The 14,307-nt window shown below is 71.2% G+C and carries 14 protein-coding genes, 1 tRNA gene and 1 pseudogene; 11 read left to right on the forward strand and 5 right to left on the reverse strand.

All coding sequences use genetic code 11. From position 1 onward, the window contains the following. Positions 1-1,239, forward strand: a pseudogene (locus ACFQE5_RS02345) (hypothetical protein); the annotation flags it as partial. Here the strand turns inward: ACFQE5_RS02345 and ACFQE5_RS02350 are convergent. Together ACFQE5_RS02350 and ACFQE5_RS02355 are read right to left on the reverse strand one after the other, a co-directional pair. Continuing rightward, positions 1,236-2,462: a tyrosine-type recombinase/integrase gene (locus tag ACFQE5_RS02350; RefSeq protein ID WP_379582223.1), complete on the reverse strand. Its 1,227-nt coding sequence runs from the start codon at positions 2,460-2,462 to the stop codon at positions 1,236-1,238. The pseudogene ACFQE5_RS02345 and the gene ACFQE5_RS02350 sit on opposite strands and share 4 nt — an antisense overlap. Before the next feature lie 100 nt (positions 2,463-2,562). After that, positions 2,563-2,636, reverse strand: a tRNA-Leu gene (locus ACFQE5_RS02355). 106 nt (positions 2,637-2,742) lie between these two features. Between ACFQE5_RS02355 and ACFQE5_RS02360 the strand changes: the two genes are divergently transcribed. From ACFQE5_RS02360 to ACFQE5_RS02385, 6 genes are all read left to right on the forward strand, one after another. Further along, entirely contained in the window at positions 2,743-3,378 is a 636-nt protein-coding gene (locus ACFQE5_RS02360; RefSeq protein ID WP_379582225.1) for an ANTAR domain-containing response regulator, read from the forward strand. 196 nt (positions 3,379-3,574) lie between these two features. Further along, a complete protein-coding gene (locus tag ACFQE5_RS02365) occupies positions 3,575-4,807 on the forward strand; it encodes a branched-chain amino acid ABC transporter substrate-binding protein (RefSeq protein WP_379582227.1) in 1,233 nt (410 codons plus the stop codon). A 100-nt stretch (positions 4,808-4,907) separates the two neighbouring features. Continuing rightward, positions 4,908-5,840 carry a branched-chain amino acid ABC transporter permease gene (locus ACFQE5_RS02370; protein WP_379582229.1) on the forward strand — a complete coding sequence of 311 codons (933 nt, stop codon included), beginning with the start codon at positions 4,908-4,910 and terminating at the stop codon, positions 5,838-5,840. Continuing rightward, positions 5,837-7,603 (forward strand): branched-chain amino acid ABC transporter permease, encoded by a 1,767-nt coding sequence (locus ACFQE5_RS02375; protein WP_379582231.1) that lies wholly within the window; start codon positions 5,837-5,839, stop codon positions 7,601-7,603. Before ACFQE5_RS02370 ends, ACFQE5_RS02375 begins: the two co-directional genes overlap by 4 nt. Beyond that, positions 7,600-8,487 carry an ABC transporter ATP-binding protein gene (locus ACFQE5_RS02380; protein ID WP_379582233.1) on the forward strand — a complete coding sequence of 296 codons (888 nt, stop codon included), beginning with the start codon at positions 7,600-7,602 and terminating at the stop codon, positions 8,485-8,487. Before ACFQE5_RS02375 ends, ACFQE5_RS02380 begins: the two co-directional genes overlap by 4 nt. Continuing rightward, the gene (locus tag ACFQE5_RS02385; RefSeq protein WP_449301261.1) at positions 8,487-9,209 is read left to right on the forward strand and encodes an ABC transporter ATP-binding protein; all 723 of its coding nucleotides are present in this window, start codon (positions 8,487-8,489) and stop codon (positions 9,207-9,209) included. The genes ACFQE5_RS02380 and ACFQE5_RS02385 overlap by 1 nt, the downstream gene beginning before the upstream one ends. Before the next feature lie 21 nt (positions 9,210-9,230). Here the strand turns inward: ACFQE5_RS02385 and ACFQE5_RS02390 are convergent, their stop codons facing one another. Beyond that, complete coding sequence (locus tag ACFQE5_RS02390) at positions 9,231-9,659, reverse strand: hotdog fold thioesterase (protein ID WP_379582235.1); 429 nt, start codon at positions 9,657-9,659, stop codon at positions 9,231-9,233. Positions 9,660-9,710: 51 nt separating this feature from the next. Beyond that, complete coding sequence (locus tag ACFQE5_RS02395) at positions 9,711-9,914, reverse strand: hypothetical protein (protein WP_379582236.1); 204 nt, start codon at positions 9,912-9,914, stop codon at positions 9,711-9,713. Between the two features lie 62 nt (positions 9,915-9,976). Here ACFQE5_RS02395 and ACFQE5_RS02400 point away from each other — a divergent pair, with 62 nt between their 5' ends. After that, positions 9,977-10,795, forward strand: a complete 819-nt coding sequence (locus tag ACFQE5_RS02400) for an isocitrate lyase/PEP mutase family protein (RefSeq protein WP_379582238.1) — start codon at positions 9,977-9,979, stop codon at positions 10,793-10,795. Positions 10,796-10,839: 44 nt separating this feature from the next. On the opposite strand, the gene ACFQE5_RS02405 is transcribed toward ACFQE5_RS02400, so the two are convergent. Next, positions 10,840-11,655 (reverse strand): class I SAM-dependent methyltransferase, encoded by an 816-nt coding sequence (locus ACFQE5_RS02405; protein ID WP_379582240.1) that lies wholly within the window; start codon positions 11,653-11,655, stop codon positions 10,840-10,842. Positions 11,656-11,922: 267 nt separating this feature from the next. Between ACFQE5_RS02405 and rpsA the strand changes: the two genes are divergently transcribed. The 3 genes from rpsA to ACFQE5_RS02420 form a co-directional block, all read left to right on the forward strand. After that, positions 11,923-13,380: a 30S ribosomal protein S1 gene (gene rpsA / locus ACFQE5_RS02410; RefSeq protein ID WP_379582242.1), complete on the forward strand. Its 1,458-nt coding sequence runs from the start codon at positions 11,923-11,925 to the stop codon at positions 13,378-13,380. A gap of 277 nt (positions 13,381-13,657) precedes the next feature. After that, on the forward strand, positions 13,658-14,197 hold the full coding sequence (locus tag ACFQE5_RS02415; RefSeq protein WP_379582244.1) for a hypothetical protein: 540 nt from the start codon (positions 13,658-13,660) through the stop codon (positions 14,195-14,197). A 19-nt stretch (positions 14,198-14,216) separates the two neighbouring features. Beyond that, positions 14,217-14,307 (forward strand): dephospho-CoA kinase (locus ACFQE5_RS02420; protein WP_379582365.1); only part of this gene is annotated, 91 nt, incomplete at its 3' end.

The raw sequence follows: 14,307 nt of genomic DNA on the forward strand, positions 1-14,307 counted from the left end.
GCCGCCGCGACCGCCGCCGGCGCGGCTACCACGGCCGTGGAGCGGGCCCGGACAGGCGGGGCCACCGCGCCCCCGGCCAGCACCGGTTCGGCCACCGTCACCCCGGCCGCAACGCACCCCCGCACCGGCGGCGCCGCGGCACGGGGCTGCGCGGCCGGGGCCCGGGTCATCGACGGTCCCGCGACGATCATCAAGACCGGCGGGGCGGGCTGCCGCCCGGCCGGCTCCGGCGCCCGGGCGCTCGCGCATCCCGTCGTGCACCCCCGCACCGGCGGCGGATCGGCGACCGCGGTCGCCGGCGGGCCCGCGACCGTCACCGGCCCCGGAGCCAGCGCGAAATCCGGCGGCGCGGCCACCAGCCTGGCGGCCTCCGGCCAGCAGGTGGTCACCCCTCCCGCGACCCATCACCGCGGCGGCGGGGCCGGGTCGCACGGGGCCGGCTCCGGCGCGGCCGCCGTCACCTCGGCCACCACCCTCACCACGCATGGTGGGGCCGCGGCCGCCCCCACCGCCGGTGGGGACGCGACCGTCGCCCGAGCAGCCGTCCACCAGCGGGGCGGGGGAGCCGTGACCGTCCCGGTCGCCGCGGGCGCGGTCGTTGTCGCCTCGCCGAGCTCGGCGGCGCGGACCGGTGGCGCCGCCACGGCGCCCGCCGCGACCGGGACGGTCACGGTCGAGTCCTCGGTAGTGCACCGCAAGTCCGGTGGCGCGGCCTCCACCGCCGCCGCGACCGGGGGCGCAGCGCTCGACCCGGCCGCGGTCCACGTCCGGTCCGGCGGCGCCGCCGCGGCCGCAGCAGGCACGGGGCAGCACACGATCACCCACCCGACGACGCACGCCCGGACCGGTGGTGCGGCGCCGCTGGCGATCGCCGGGGGCACCAAGACCGTCATCCACCCATCGGCCATCAGCAAGACGGGTGGCGCCGCCACGGCGCCCGCCGCCATCGGGCGGTGGACGTACCCCAGCAGCCACATCGTCACCGGCGGCGCGGCAGCGGCCGCGGCCGCTGCCGGGGCGTTGACGCTGCGCCGGGCGCTGGCCGGCTGGCCACCCGGTATCAGCGGACCACACCGCCACCCGCTCCTCGACCTCACCGCCCCGGCGGCAGACCCGCTGATCACGACGAGCGGCCCCCGCTCGGAGCCGCCGCTGAAAGCCGCGGCGCCGGCCGCCGAACCGCTGGTCTCCGTCGCCGGGCCGGCCACGGAGCCGCTCGTGCGGGCCGCCCCCGGCTAGGTGTCCATCCAGGCGGCGTCCATCACCGCCGCCCCCTCCGGATGCAGCTCCCCCCGGGCGATGTACACGTCGGTCAGCGTCGACAGCTTCGCGTGCCCGGTCAGGTCACCGATCTGCCGCGTCGACAACACTCCCGCGTCGTGCCAGATCGTGGCCGCGGTCTTGCGCCACGCGTGGCTCGACATCCAGTCCAGCCCCACCCACCGCCGGGCCTCGCGGATGTAGCGGCCGGTGTTGTTCGGGTGCTTGTAACCGACCCCCCCGCCGCGAGCCACGACCGGGAACACCGGATCGGTGTCGGCGCCGCGGTCGCGGGCGGCGAGCGTCTCGACCACGAACCGGGGCAGCGGGATCACCCGCAGCGACCTCTCCGTCTTCCCGCGGTGTACCTGAAGGCCCTCGCCCTTGACCGCGACGACATTCCCGGAGATGGCCACGATCGGCACCAGCCGTATCCCGTCGAGGTCGTCGACCGGTACCCCCTCGAGGTCGACGTCGCACCAGCGCACCGCGAGCGCCTCACCGATCCGGACGCCGGTGCCGAGCATGAACCGCACCAGATCGGGCAGGTCGCGGCGTCGAGCCGCTTGCTGCGCCCTCCGCTCCTTGGGGTCGTCGGACTCGCCGTCGAGCCAGTCCAGCCAGCGCCGCCGCTCTTCCGGGGTGAGCGCCCGCGGCCGCTGCCGCGCGCCACCGCGGATGTCTTCGACGTCCCGGACCGGATTCGACGGCAGCGCCCCGTGCCGTACCGCCAGGCCCATGATTGCGCTGACGACGGTCCGGACCCCCTTGCGGGTACCACCGGCGTAGCGGGTGCCGAGCCCGGTGAAGAAGTTGTCCAGCCGGGCGACGGTACATTCGACGAGACGGAGGTCCCCGATCTCCGGGAGCACGATCTTCTCGAGACGATGCCGGTAGCGGTCGGCGCTTGTGCGAGTCAGGGCGCCGTCGGCGACCCTCGCGTCTACCTTCAGCAGCCACAGCTCCGCGGCGCGGCGGACGCGGTGGTGCGGCTTGAGATCCTCGTCGGTGACGCCGCGGCGGTCGGAGAGCTTGTGCTGCAGCGCCCGCCGGGCAGCGGTCTTTGACGGGCCGCGGGCCTCGACCTTGACGGTCTTGCCGGTCATCTCCCGGTAGCGGCACCGCGCCACGAACCGGCCGGGGGAGAGCTCGCGGACGGTGATGTTGCCGTGGTGGCCGAGGTCGAGCGGCGGGCGCGGCATCAGGGCTCTCCGTGTGGGTAAACGCCGGGTTTGCGGTGGGTGATCTTGTTTTTTGAGATCATACCGTAGGCGGAGCCATGCCCTGACCTGCTGTTTTGCGTGCCCCCGGTGCGACTCGAACGCACACTGGACGGATTTTGAGTCCGTTGCCTCTGCCGATTGGGCTACGGGGGCCCGGACGTGTCACCGCACACGACGCCGGGGATCACATCGGGAGACCCCAGCCTAGCCGGGTAGCCTTTTGACTTGTATTCGACCCACCGCTGAAGGAGAACGCCTGGTGACCCAGCAGGTTTCCGAGGACACCGAGGCCGCCACCGCGGCCGGACCGGCCGAAGGCTGGCGGGTGCTGGTCGTTGAGGACGAGGCGTTGATCCGGCTCGATCTCACCGAGATGCTGACCGAGGAGGGTTACCGGATCGCGGGCGAGGCCGGTGACGGCGAGGCCGCGGTCGATCTGGCCCGCGAGCTGCGCCCCGATCTCGTGATCATGGATGTCAAGATGCCCAAACGGGACGGCATCGAGGCGGCCGCCACGATCGTCGAGGAGAAGATCGCTCCGGTCGTCATGTTGACCGCGTTCAGCCAGCGCGACCTCATCGAGCGGGCCCGCGACGCCGGTGCGATGGCCTACCTCGTCAAGCCGTTCGCGCGCCACGAGCTCGTGCCCGCGATCGAGCTCGCGGTCTCCCGGTTCGCGGAGAAGCGCGCCCTCGAGGACGAGGTCGCGACGCTCACCGAACGCCTGGAGACGCGCAAGGTCATCGACCGCGCCAAGGGTCTGCTCATGACCCGGCAGCAGATGACCGAACCCGAGGCCTTCCGCTGGATCCAGCGCACCGCGATGGACCGCCGGACGACGATGAAGGCCGTGGCCGATGCGGTCATCGGCGGACTCGCCGCACCCCGCAGCTGACATGTGATCGTCCGTGCACCGGGCGGCGGGCAGTCACTGTCCGTAAGAGCCCGGTTGCGGTCTGGTAAAGGACCCTCCTGTCCTGATGACTCGGCCCCGGCGGTTCCCCTAACGTCCGCCACGCTCTCGATGCGGGGAGTGCGACGGTCGGACAGGCCCCGTCGGGCAGCGCTGATCACCAGGGAAGGACATCAGGATGAATGGGAAGCGGGCGGTCGCCGCGACTGTCGCGGTGCTGGCCGGGGCGCTGGTGCTCGCGGCCTGCGGGACGAACCGGTCGGAGGCCGGTGGTACCGCGGGCGGGGCGTGCGATACCGATAAGGGAACCCTGGTCGTCGGGATGATCGCGCCCCTGTCCGGCGGACTGTCCGCCCTCGGCCTCGGGATGCGTAACTCCGCCAAGCTGGCGATCGACCAGGCGAACCAGAAATGCGCGGTGCCGGGTTACCGGCTGGCGTTCCAGGCCGAGGACGACCAGGCGACCCCGCAGGTCGCGGGCCAGGCGGCGACCAAGCTCGCCTCGGATCCCAACGTCGTCGGCGTCGTCGGCACGCTGAACTCCTCGACCTCGCAGACCGTGCAGCCGATCCTGGCCGGCAAGACGATCGTGCAGGTCTCGCCCGCCAACACGAACCCCACGCTGACCCTCGGCGACAACCCGGTCGCCGCGCCGAAGCGTCCGTTCCCCAGCTACTTCCGGGTCGCCACCACGGACCTGGTGCAGGGCCCGTTCGCCGCGCAGTACCTGGTACAGAAGGCCGGCAAGAAGAACATCGCCGTGATCGACGACGGCAAGACCTACGGTGCGGGGCTGGCCGAGCAGTTCTCCCAGGAGGCCACCAGGCTCGGCGCCACCATCGTGGCCCGGGAGCGGGTGGGCGAGAAGGACACCGACTTCTCCGGCGTCATCGCCAAGATCCGTCCGCTGAACCCGGACGCGGTCTACTACGGCGGGGAGTACCCGGTCGCCGGGCCGCTGTCGGCACAGCTCGCCGGGGCCGGCCTCGCCATCCCGCTGATGGGTGGTGACGGCATCGTCGACCAGGACTTCGTGTCCCTCGGCGGGCGGCAGGGTGACCTGGCGACCAACGTCGGCGCACCCGCGTCCAGCCTGCCGAGCGCGAAGGCCTTCATCGACGCCTACCAGGCGGCGAAGTTCGCCGAGCCGTTCAGCGCCTACGGCGTGCTGACCTACGACGCCACGAACGTGATCATCAGCGCGATCGCGAAGGCCGTCGACGGCGGCACCTTCGACGACTCGAAGCGCCAGGCGCTCAGTGACGCGGTGCAGCAGACCAACCTCGACGGCGCCAGCGGCACGGTGGCCTTCGACCGGTACGGCGACACCACGAACAAGCTGCTCACCATCTACTCGGTCCAGGGCGCCGACTTCGCCCCGGTCGAGACCGGCACCTTCCACGCGAGCTGAACCCGGCCCCGAACCGGGGGAGGACAGTCCTCAGGCATGTCGCGGCGGGGGCGGGTGACCACCCGCCCCCGCCCTGCCTGCCCTCGTCGAAGGAAGCACGGTGCTCTCCACCTTCCTGTCACAGATCGCCAACGGTCTCGTGCTGGGCTCACTGATCGGCCTGATCGCGCTCGGCTACACGATGGTCTACGGCATCATCCAGCTGATCAACTTCGCGCACGGCGAGATCTTCATGGTCGGCGCCTACGGTGGCCTCGCCACGCTGACCTACCTGCTGCCGACCGCGATCGCGCACCAGTGGTACGTCGCCCTGCCACTGGCGCTCGTCGGCGGCGCCGTCATCGCCGCCCTCGTGGCCGTCGCCACCGAGCGCTTCGCCTACCGCCCGCTCCGGGACGCTCCACGACTCGCGCCGCTGATCACCGCGCTGGGCGTCTCGGTGGCCCTGCAGGAGGCGGTGCGGGTGTTCTACCCGAACGCGACCGCGGCACTGCCGTTTCCCAGCATCTTCATCGAGGGCACGCTGGAGATCCCGGTCCCCGGCGGCACGGTGCCGATCAAGTACGCGGGCATCCTGCTCGCCGTCGTCTCACTGACCCTGGCGGCCGGGTTGCAGGTGTTCGTCGATCGTTCCCGGACGGGCCGCGCCATGCGGGCCACCGCACAGGACCGTGACGTGGCGCGGCTGATGGGCATCGACCCGGACCGGGTCATCGTGGTCACCTTCCTCATCGGTGGTGCGCTGGCCGGCATCGGCGGCGTCCTGTACGGCGGCTACCTCAACAACATCAACATCGATATGGGCTTCCAGAACGGGATCTTCGCCTTCACCGCGGCCGTGCTCGGCGGGATCGGCAGCATCCGGGGGGCCGTCGTCGGGGGGTTGGCGATCGGGCTGGTCAAGTCGCTCGGTGGGCAGTACCTTCCCGGCGGAACCGCGTACGACTACGTCTGGATCTTCGTAGTGCTGATCGTGGTCCTGGTGTTCCGGCCGCAGGGCTTCTTCGGCGAGACCGAGAGGGTCCGCGCATGACGAGCAGCCAGACCCGGGGCGCGGTCGCCGTCCCCGCCGGGCCGGTCCCCGGCCCGCGGTTCGGCCGCCTGGTCCGGTGCGCCACCGCGCTACCGATGGCCGGCGGGCTGCTGACGGTGCTGGGCGCGCTGCTGCCGTGGGCGACCTTCGTGCTCAACGAGGGGCCCTACCCGGAGAAGGCGACCCTGCAGTTCTTCGTCGCGCCGCTGGGCGTGACGGGGTTCCGGCTGCATCTGCTCGTGCTCGGGCTCGCGGCGGTGCTCGTGCCGTTGCTGCAGGTGCGCGGCAGGGGCCGCATCGTGCGCGCCCTCGGCTGGGGAATCGTCGCGACGAGCCTGGTCAACGGTCTGTACATCACCGTCGAAGGCGGCGGTCTCGGCGCCATCACGGCTTCGGGCGGGTCGGTCGCCCTCGGCGCGATCGTCGCCCTGCTCGGCGGGGCGCTCGCGGTCGTCGGCGCGCTCGCGGGCGGCATCGAACCGATGCCGGTGTGGCGGTGGCGGCTGCCGTGGTGGGCGGAGTGGCTGCTGCTGCTCGTCGTGTTCGGGCTGCTGCTGCTCGTTGTGGCGGAGGTGCTGACCAGCGGCGGCCAGGGGGGCGTGGTGAACCCCTACGCGGGCGCGGTGTTCCTGTCCTTGCTCGCCTCCGCGGGCGGAGCGTTCGCCGCCCTGCACGCCTCCGGGCTGCTGACCTGGCTCGCGGCCGTCGCCGAGCGGCATCGGGTGTTCAGCATCGCCGTGCTGCTGGTCGTGGCGCTGCTGCTGCCGCTGACCGCGGCCGGCACCGAGTACTGGATGACGGTCGCGGCGAACATCGGCATCTATGCCGCCACCGCGATCGGGCTGAACATCGTCGTCGGCCTGGCCGGCCTGCTCGACCTCGGCTATGTCGCCTTCCTGGGCATCGGCGCCTTCGTGGCGGCCAACCTGTCGGGGGCGGCGGCTGCGGAGATCGGGATCCGGCTCCCGTTCCCGCTCGTCATGATCATCTCCGCGGTGGTCGCGGGGATCTTCGGTTCGATCGTCGGATCCCCGACGCTGCGCGTTCGCGGCGACTACCTGGCGATCGTGACGCTCGCCTTCGGCGAGATCTTCGTGCGCAGCGCGCAGAACAACATCGGGGGGCTGACCGGTGGGGCGAACGCCATCCCCAACATTCCGCAGGTCACCGCGTTCGGCACGCCGTTCAACGCGCCGCTGCGGCTCGGCGCGATCGAACTGCCCTCGGGTGTCCTCTACTACGTCCTGATCGTGCTGCTGGTCGCCGGCGTCATGCTGATGTTCGGCAACCTGAAGAACTCGCGACTCGGGCGGGCCTGGATCGCGATCCGGGAGGACGAGGACGCGGCCAGGGCCATGGGCATCCGGACCGGCCCGATCAAGATCCTGGCGTTTCTCATCGGTGCCACCACCGCCGGGCTCGCCGGGGCGTTCTTCGCGCACAAGACCGCGGTCGTCGCCTACGACAGCTTCCGGTTCCTCGAGTCGGTGACGCTGTTGGCGGCGGTCATCCTCGGCGGGATGGGGACGATCCCGGGCGCGTTGCTCGGTGCGTCGATCCTGTTCGTGCTGCCGGAGAAGCTGCGTGAGTTCTCCGACTACCGGCTGCTGCTGTTCGGGCTCGCGCTCGTGGTGATCATGCGGTTCCGTCCGCAGGGCCTCATCCCCGACCGGCACCGCAGGGCGGAGCTGGCGCCGATGACCGCCGAGGAACCGCCACCCCCGACCACGGCCCCGGCGGCGATGACGGGAGCGCGGTCGTGAGCGAACCCGTCCTGCCGGAGCTGGCGCCGCCGCCCGCCGACGTCACCGCCGACCTCGCCGCGACCATGGACCACAGCACCGGCCGCCATGAGCCGATCCTCGAGGCGGTCGGGGTCACGATGGTGTTCGGCGGGCTGACCGCCTTGAAGGAGGTGTCCTTCACTCTCCGGGAGGGCGAGATCATCGGGTTGATCGGGCCGAACGGGGCCGGAAAGACCACCCTGTTCAACTGCCTGACCGGGTTGTACGCGCCGACCCGCGGTACGGTCGCGCTGCGAGGAACCCGGTTGGCCCAGGACCCGGCGCGGGTCACCGAGGCGGGAGTCGCGCGGACGTTCCAGAACATCCGGCTCTTCCCGAGCATGACCTCGACCGAGAACGTGCTGGTCGGCCGGCACGTGCGGATGAGGCAGGGGCCGCTGTCGTCGTTGCTGCACGGCCCGCGCTTCCGCCGTAGCGAGGCCGAGGCGGCGGAGCGGGCCGCGAAGCTCCTCGCCTTCGTCGGACTCACCCGGTTCTCCGACGAACTCGCCCGCAACCTGCCCTACGGCGATCAGCGCCGTCTGGAGATCGCCCGCGCGCTCGCGACCGAGCCCTCGGTCCTGCTGCTCGACGAGCCGACCGCGGGGATGAACGCCCAGGAGACCGAGGCGACCCGCCGGCTCATCTTCGCGATCCGGGACCTGGGCATCTCGGTGGTCGTCATCGAGCACGACACCAAGTTCATCTTCACCCTGTGCGACCGGGTGCTGGTGTTGGTGCAGGGTGAGCTGCTGGTGACGGGTACCCCGGACCAGGTGCGCGGCGACCCGCGTGTCGTGGAGGCCTATCTCGGGGCGCCGCCCGAGCAGATCGAGGCGCAGATCCAGCGGAGTGAGACCTGATGGCATTTCTCGAAGTCCGCGACCTGACCGTCGCCTATGGCGCGATACACGCCGTCCGCGGCGTCACCTTCGAGGTCGAGCAGGGTCAGATCGTCAGTCTGATCGGGAGCAACGGGGCCGGCAAGACCACGACGCTGCGGACGCTGTCCGGGCTGCTGCGGCCGGTCTCGGGGCAGGTTCGGTTCGACGGGGCGCCGATTCACCGGCTGCCTGCGCACGAGATCCTCGCCCGCGGTGTCGCGCACAGTCCGGAGGGGCGGCGGTTGTTCGCCCGGATGACCGTCGAGGAGAACCTGCGGCTGGGCGCCTACACCCGCCGTGACGAGGCGGGCATCGCGGCCGATCTGAACCGGATCTACGACCTGTTCCCGGTGCTCGGGCAGCGGCGGCGCAACAAGGCCGGCCTGTTCTCCGGCGGCGAGCAGCAGATGCTGGCGATCGGCCGGGCGCTCATGTCACGCCCACGCCTGCTCATGCTCGACGAGCCGTCCATGGGGCTCTCGCCGATCATGACGCAGAAGATCTTCGATACCGTTCGCGATCTGCGCGCCGAGGGCACCACGGTGTTGCTCGTGGAGCAGAACGCGCTGGCTGCGCTGGCGCTGTCCGACCGCGCCTACGTGATCGACCTCGGCCGTACGACGCTGTCCGGGACCGGTGCGGAACTGCTCGCCGATCCGCGGGTGCAGGAGGCCTACCTGGGCGAGGGCGTCGCGAGCTGACCGCCCGCGGCCGGCGTCGGCTCAGCCGATCCGGGGTGGGGTGTCGCGGTGCAGGCAGGTCAGCTTCGCGGTGCAGGTCCGGCGGCCCTGCTCATCGGTGAGGACGATCTCGGTGGTCGAGGTGCTGCGCCCGACGTGCAGCGGCCGGGCGACCCCGGTGACCCAGCCCTCGGTGGCGGCTCGATGGTGCGTGCAGGCCAGTTCCAGACCGACCGGGAAACGTTCGGGCAGGGCGTGCAGAGCCGAGAGCGTGGAGCCCAGGGTCTCGGCCAGCACCGCGCTCGCCCCGCCGTGGAGCAGGCCGTAGGGCTGGCGGTTCCCGGTGACGGGCATGCGGCCGGCGACCTCCTCCAGGGTCATCGAGGTGATCTCGATATCCATCCGGTTGGTCAGCAGTTCGGCCGCGGCGAGCGACGGGATGTCGGTCAGGTCAGCTGGGTTGATCGGCACGTACCGCACTGTAGGTGACCGGTCGGGACCCCCCGGCGTTCAGATCCGGCCTCAGGCCGCGGAGATGTGCTCGAACGGGATCTCCACCACGGCCTCGACACCGGGACCGAGGTGCGGTGGTGTCGGGCCCTGCGGACAGGTGCAGCGGCTCACATGCTGCATGCAGTCCGGAGCGAAGCACATGTCGTAACCGATGCGCTCCCCGGAGGAGGTGACCAGGTACCGGCAGCTCGAGTTCGATGTCAGGGAACGCATACATCTGATAACGCGGTTTTTTTGGTGTGGTATTCCCGGTATCCGCAGCTACGGTCGGGACCGTGCCCAGCTTCGCAGCCAAGGTGGACGCCTTCCGCGCGCTCCACGTGCCCGGCCGTCCGCTGCTGATGCCCAACCCGTGGGACGTGGGAACGGCCCGGCTGCTCGCCGCGTCCGGGTTCCCCGCCCTGGCGACGACGAGCAGCGGTTTCGCGGCCACGCTCGGCCGGTCGGACGGCTCGGTCGGCCGGGACGAGGCGCTGGCGCATGCCGCGACCATCGCCGCGGCGGTCGACGTCCCGGTGTCCGCCGACCTGGAGAACGGTTTCGCCGCCGATCCCGGCGCGGTCTTCGACACCGTCGGCGGGGCCGTCGCGGTGGGGCTGGCGGGCTGTTCGATCGAGGATTTCAGCGGTGACCCGCGGGACCCGATCTACGACATCGGGCTCGCCGCCGAGCGGGTGGCCGCCGCGGCCGACGCGGCGCATCGCGACGCCGGGCTCGTCCTCACCGCGCGGGCGGAGAACTACCTGCACGGCAGGCCCGACCTCGCCGACACGATCGCCCGGCTGCAGGCCTACCAGGCGGCGGGTGCCGATGTGCTCTACGCACCCGGCCTGCGCGACCTCGACGACATCCGGCGGGTGATCGCCGCGGTGGACCGGCCGGTCAACGTCCTGGCGCTGCCCGGGCTCGCCGGCGTATCCGAGCTCGCGGCGGTGGGGGTCGCCCGCATCTCGGTCGGCGGCGCGTTCAGCGCCGTGGCGCTCGGTGCCCTGCACCGGTCCGCGCGGGAACTGCTCGACGCGGGAACCTTCGGGTTCCTGGAACTCGCGGCCGAGGGCCGGGCGCTGATGGCGACGGTGTTCGGCGCGAGCTGATCCCCGAAGGCCGGCCCACCGGTGCGGCCGGACGGACACCGCGCTCAGGGCCGGTGCGTCACAAAGATCACGGTCCCGGGAAAGAGCGCTCCGCGCAGCGGCGACCACTGCCCCCACACGGTTTCGCGGCCCTGCGGCCATTCGGGTTCGACCAGATCGTCGAGCACCAGTCCGGCCGAGACGATGTCGCGTACCCGGTCGCCGAGGGTGCGGTGGTGCTCGACGTAGGTCGCCGCGCCGGTGGGGTCCACCTCCACGTAGGGAGTCCGGTCGAAATAGGACTGGACCACCGTCAGACCGTCCGGTCCGGGGTCGTCGGAGAACATCCACCTCATCGGATGGTTCACCGCGAACACCCAGCGGCCGCCCGGCCGCAGCACCCGGTGGACCTCCCGCATGACCTGCCACGGCTCGGCGACGAACGGAACCGCACCGAAGGCCGAACACGCCACGTCGAAGGACCCGTCGGCGAACGGAAGTTGCTCCGCGCTGGCCTGCACGAGCGGCACCGCGACGCCGGTGGCCGCGCCGAGCGCCGCGGCGTGCCGCAGCATCCCCGCCGAGAGGTCGAGCGCGACCGGATCGGCCCCCTGAACGGCGAGCCAGCGGGCGCACGGCGCCGAGCCCGCGCCGACCTCCAGCACCCGCTTGCCGGCCACCTCGCCGAGCAGCCGGGCGTCGGCCTCGCGCAACCCCTCCGGACACCAGACGAAGTCGACCTCACCGATATCGGCGCCGTGTTCGGCCAGGTAATCGTCGGCGTCGGCGTCCCACCAGGCCCGGCTGGCGCGCCGGGACTCCGCGGGCCCGGCGACGCGCCGGGCGACCCCGGCGGTCCCGAGGACCTGTTCGGCGCTCATCGCACTCCCTTCGCCGACAGGTCGCACGCCGCATACCCGTCATCGATATGAGGTCATCGTCCCAGTTGGGACCTGGGACCCGCGTTGCCCTGCTGATCCGGGTCCGCGTAGCATCGGGCGCGCACTGTGGTCAACGTGGCTCTGCTCGCGGGCCGGCAGCGGCCGGCACGACCACGGCGATCGACGAATGAGGGTGACTGCACGCAAGTCACAGCGAGACACAGCCAGCACGACCCATCCATAACCATTACCGGAGCACCCCACTACATGTCCACCGACACCACCGCCGCCCCGACCACACCGCAGGTCGCCGTCAACGACATCGGGTCGGAGGAGGACTTCCTCGCCGCCATCGATCAGACGATCAAGTACTTCAACGATGGCGACATCGTCGAGGGGACGATCGTCAAGGTCGACCGTGACGAGGTCCTGCTCGACATCGGCTACAAGACCGAAGGCGTCATCCCCTCTCGCGAGCTGTCGATCAAGCACGATGTCGACCCCGCCGAGGTCGTGGAGGTGGGCGAGCACGTCGAAGCCCTCGTCCTGCAGAAGGAGGACAAGGAGGGCCGGCTGATCCTGTCCAAGAAGCGCGCCCAGTACGAGCGCGCCTGGGGCACGATCGAGGCCTTGAAGGAGGCCGACGAGCCGGTCGAGGGCACCGTCATCGAGGTCGTCAAGGGCGGCCTGATCCTGGACATCGGGCTTCGGGGCTTCCTGCCGGCCTCGCTGGTCGAGATGCGCCGGGTGCGGGACCTGCAGCCATATGTCGGCCGCAAGATCGAAGCCAAGATCATCGAGCTGGACAAGAACCGCAACAACGTGGTGCTGTCGCGGCGCGCCTGGCTCGAGCAGACCCAGTCCGAGGTGCGCAGCGAGTTCCTCAACCAGCTGCAGCGCGGCCAGGTACGCAAGGGTGTCGTCTCCTCGGTCGTCAACTTCGGTGCGTTCGTCGACCTCGGCGGCGTCGACGGTCTGGTGCACGTCTCCGAGCTGTCCTGGAAGCACATCGACCACCCGAGCGAGGTCGTCGAGGTCGGCCAGGAGGTCACCGTCGAGGTCCTCAGCGTCGAGCTCGACCGCGAGCGTGTCTCGTTGTCGCTCAAGGCCACGCAGGAAGACCCGTGGCGGCTCTACGCCCGCACCCACGCGATCGGGCAGATCGTTCCCGGCAAGGTCACCAAGCTGGTGCCCTTCGGCGCGTTCGTCCGGGTCGAGGAGGGCATCGAGGGCCTGGTGCACATCTCCGAGCTGGCCGAGCGGCACGTCGAGATCCCCGAGCAGGTCGTGCAGGTCGGCGACGACTGCATGGTCAAGGTCATCGACATCGACCTCGACCGACGCCGCATCTCGTTGTCGCTCAAGCAGGCCAACGAGGGCATGACGGTCGACACCGAGTTCGACCCGACCCGCTACGGCATGGCCGCCGAGTACGACGACCAGGGGAACTACATCTACCCCGAGGGATTCGACGTCGAGACCGGCGAGTGGAAGGAAGGCTACGAGGCCCAGCGCGAGGCCTGGGAGAAGGAGTACGCCGAGGCGCACGCCCGCTACGAGCAGCACATCGCGCAGATCCGCAAGGCCGACGAGGCCGAGTCGGCCGCGGACACCGGGACGAACTACTCGTCCGAGGGTGGGGCGCCCGCCGACAGCGGAAGCGGCTCGCTGGCCAGCGACGAGCAGCTCGCTGCGCTGCGGGAGAAGCTCTCCGGCGGCGCGTGAACACGCCGGCGCCGAGCGCCGATCCGGGAGGCCCCGGTGACCACGGTCACCGGGGCCTCCCGGCGTTTCGGGGAGGGCGCGACGCGGATGGTCCCGAGTTTTCCAGTTCGGTCACCACACGGCCACGTTGAGTGATTTGATCTCCGCGCCGAACTAGGTTGGAGCTGTGCACGGCCGGGGGAAGCGTCGGAGGGCGACGGATGCGTGTCGAGTACTACCGTTCGTCTTTCTGCTCGGGGTGACGGCCGCGTGCGGCACGGCCTCCGGGGACACCGTCGTGGCCCCCGCGGTGCCCACGTTCGCCCCCTCGACGACGTCGACGGGCATCGGCGGGCAGATCGAGGCGGGAAAGCTGCCCGGCAGCTGTGAACGCCTCCTTGCCACCAACGATCTCGGCGCCCTGTTCGCCCTGCCGCTGGACTCGGTGTCGGTGCGCAGCATCCGAGGGGTGCCCCAACCCTCCGTGGCGCGCACCGAGCGGATCGGCTGCACCTACTCCCGCAACGGCCCCGGGGGCCGGCGGCTGATCGAGATGGGCATCAGCCGGTACGCCGATGAGGCCGCGGCGCTCAAGCAGTGGCGAATCAACAGCGACGCCGAGCGGGCCGGCAGCGAGAACCGAGACCTGCCGATCGGCACCGCCAAGGGAGTGCTCGTCGAGCATCGCGACGAGGCCGTGCTGCTCGTCGCCTACGGAGTGGACAATCTGACCTTCGTGCTCCCGCGCGGCGCCGCGGGCGATCGTCCGGTCGCCGATGTCCTCATCGACCTTGCCCTGCGGGTGATCCCACAGGTCAGCGCGACGGCACCGGCCTGATCCGGTGGGGGTGCCGATGATGCTGCGGGTGGGGCTGACCGGGGGGATCGGCTCGGGGAAGTCGACGGTGGCGCGCAGGCTCGTCGAGCACGGCGCCGTGCTCGTGGACT

Origin of the sequence: Pseudonocardia hispaniensis (genome assembly GCF_042658695.1) — a bacterium.
GTDB lineage: Bacteria > Actinomycetota > Actinomycetes > Mycobacteriales > Pseudonocardiaceae > Pseudonocardia > Pseudonocardia hispaniensis.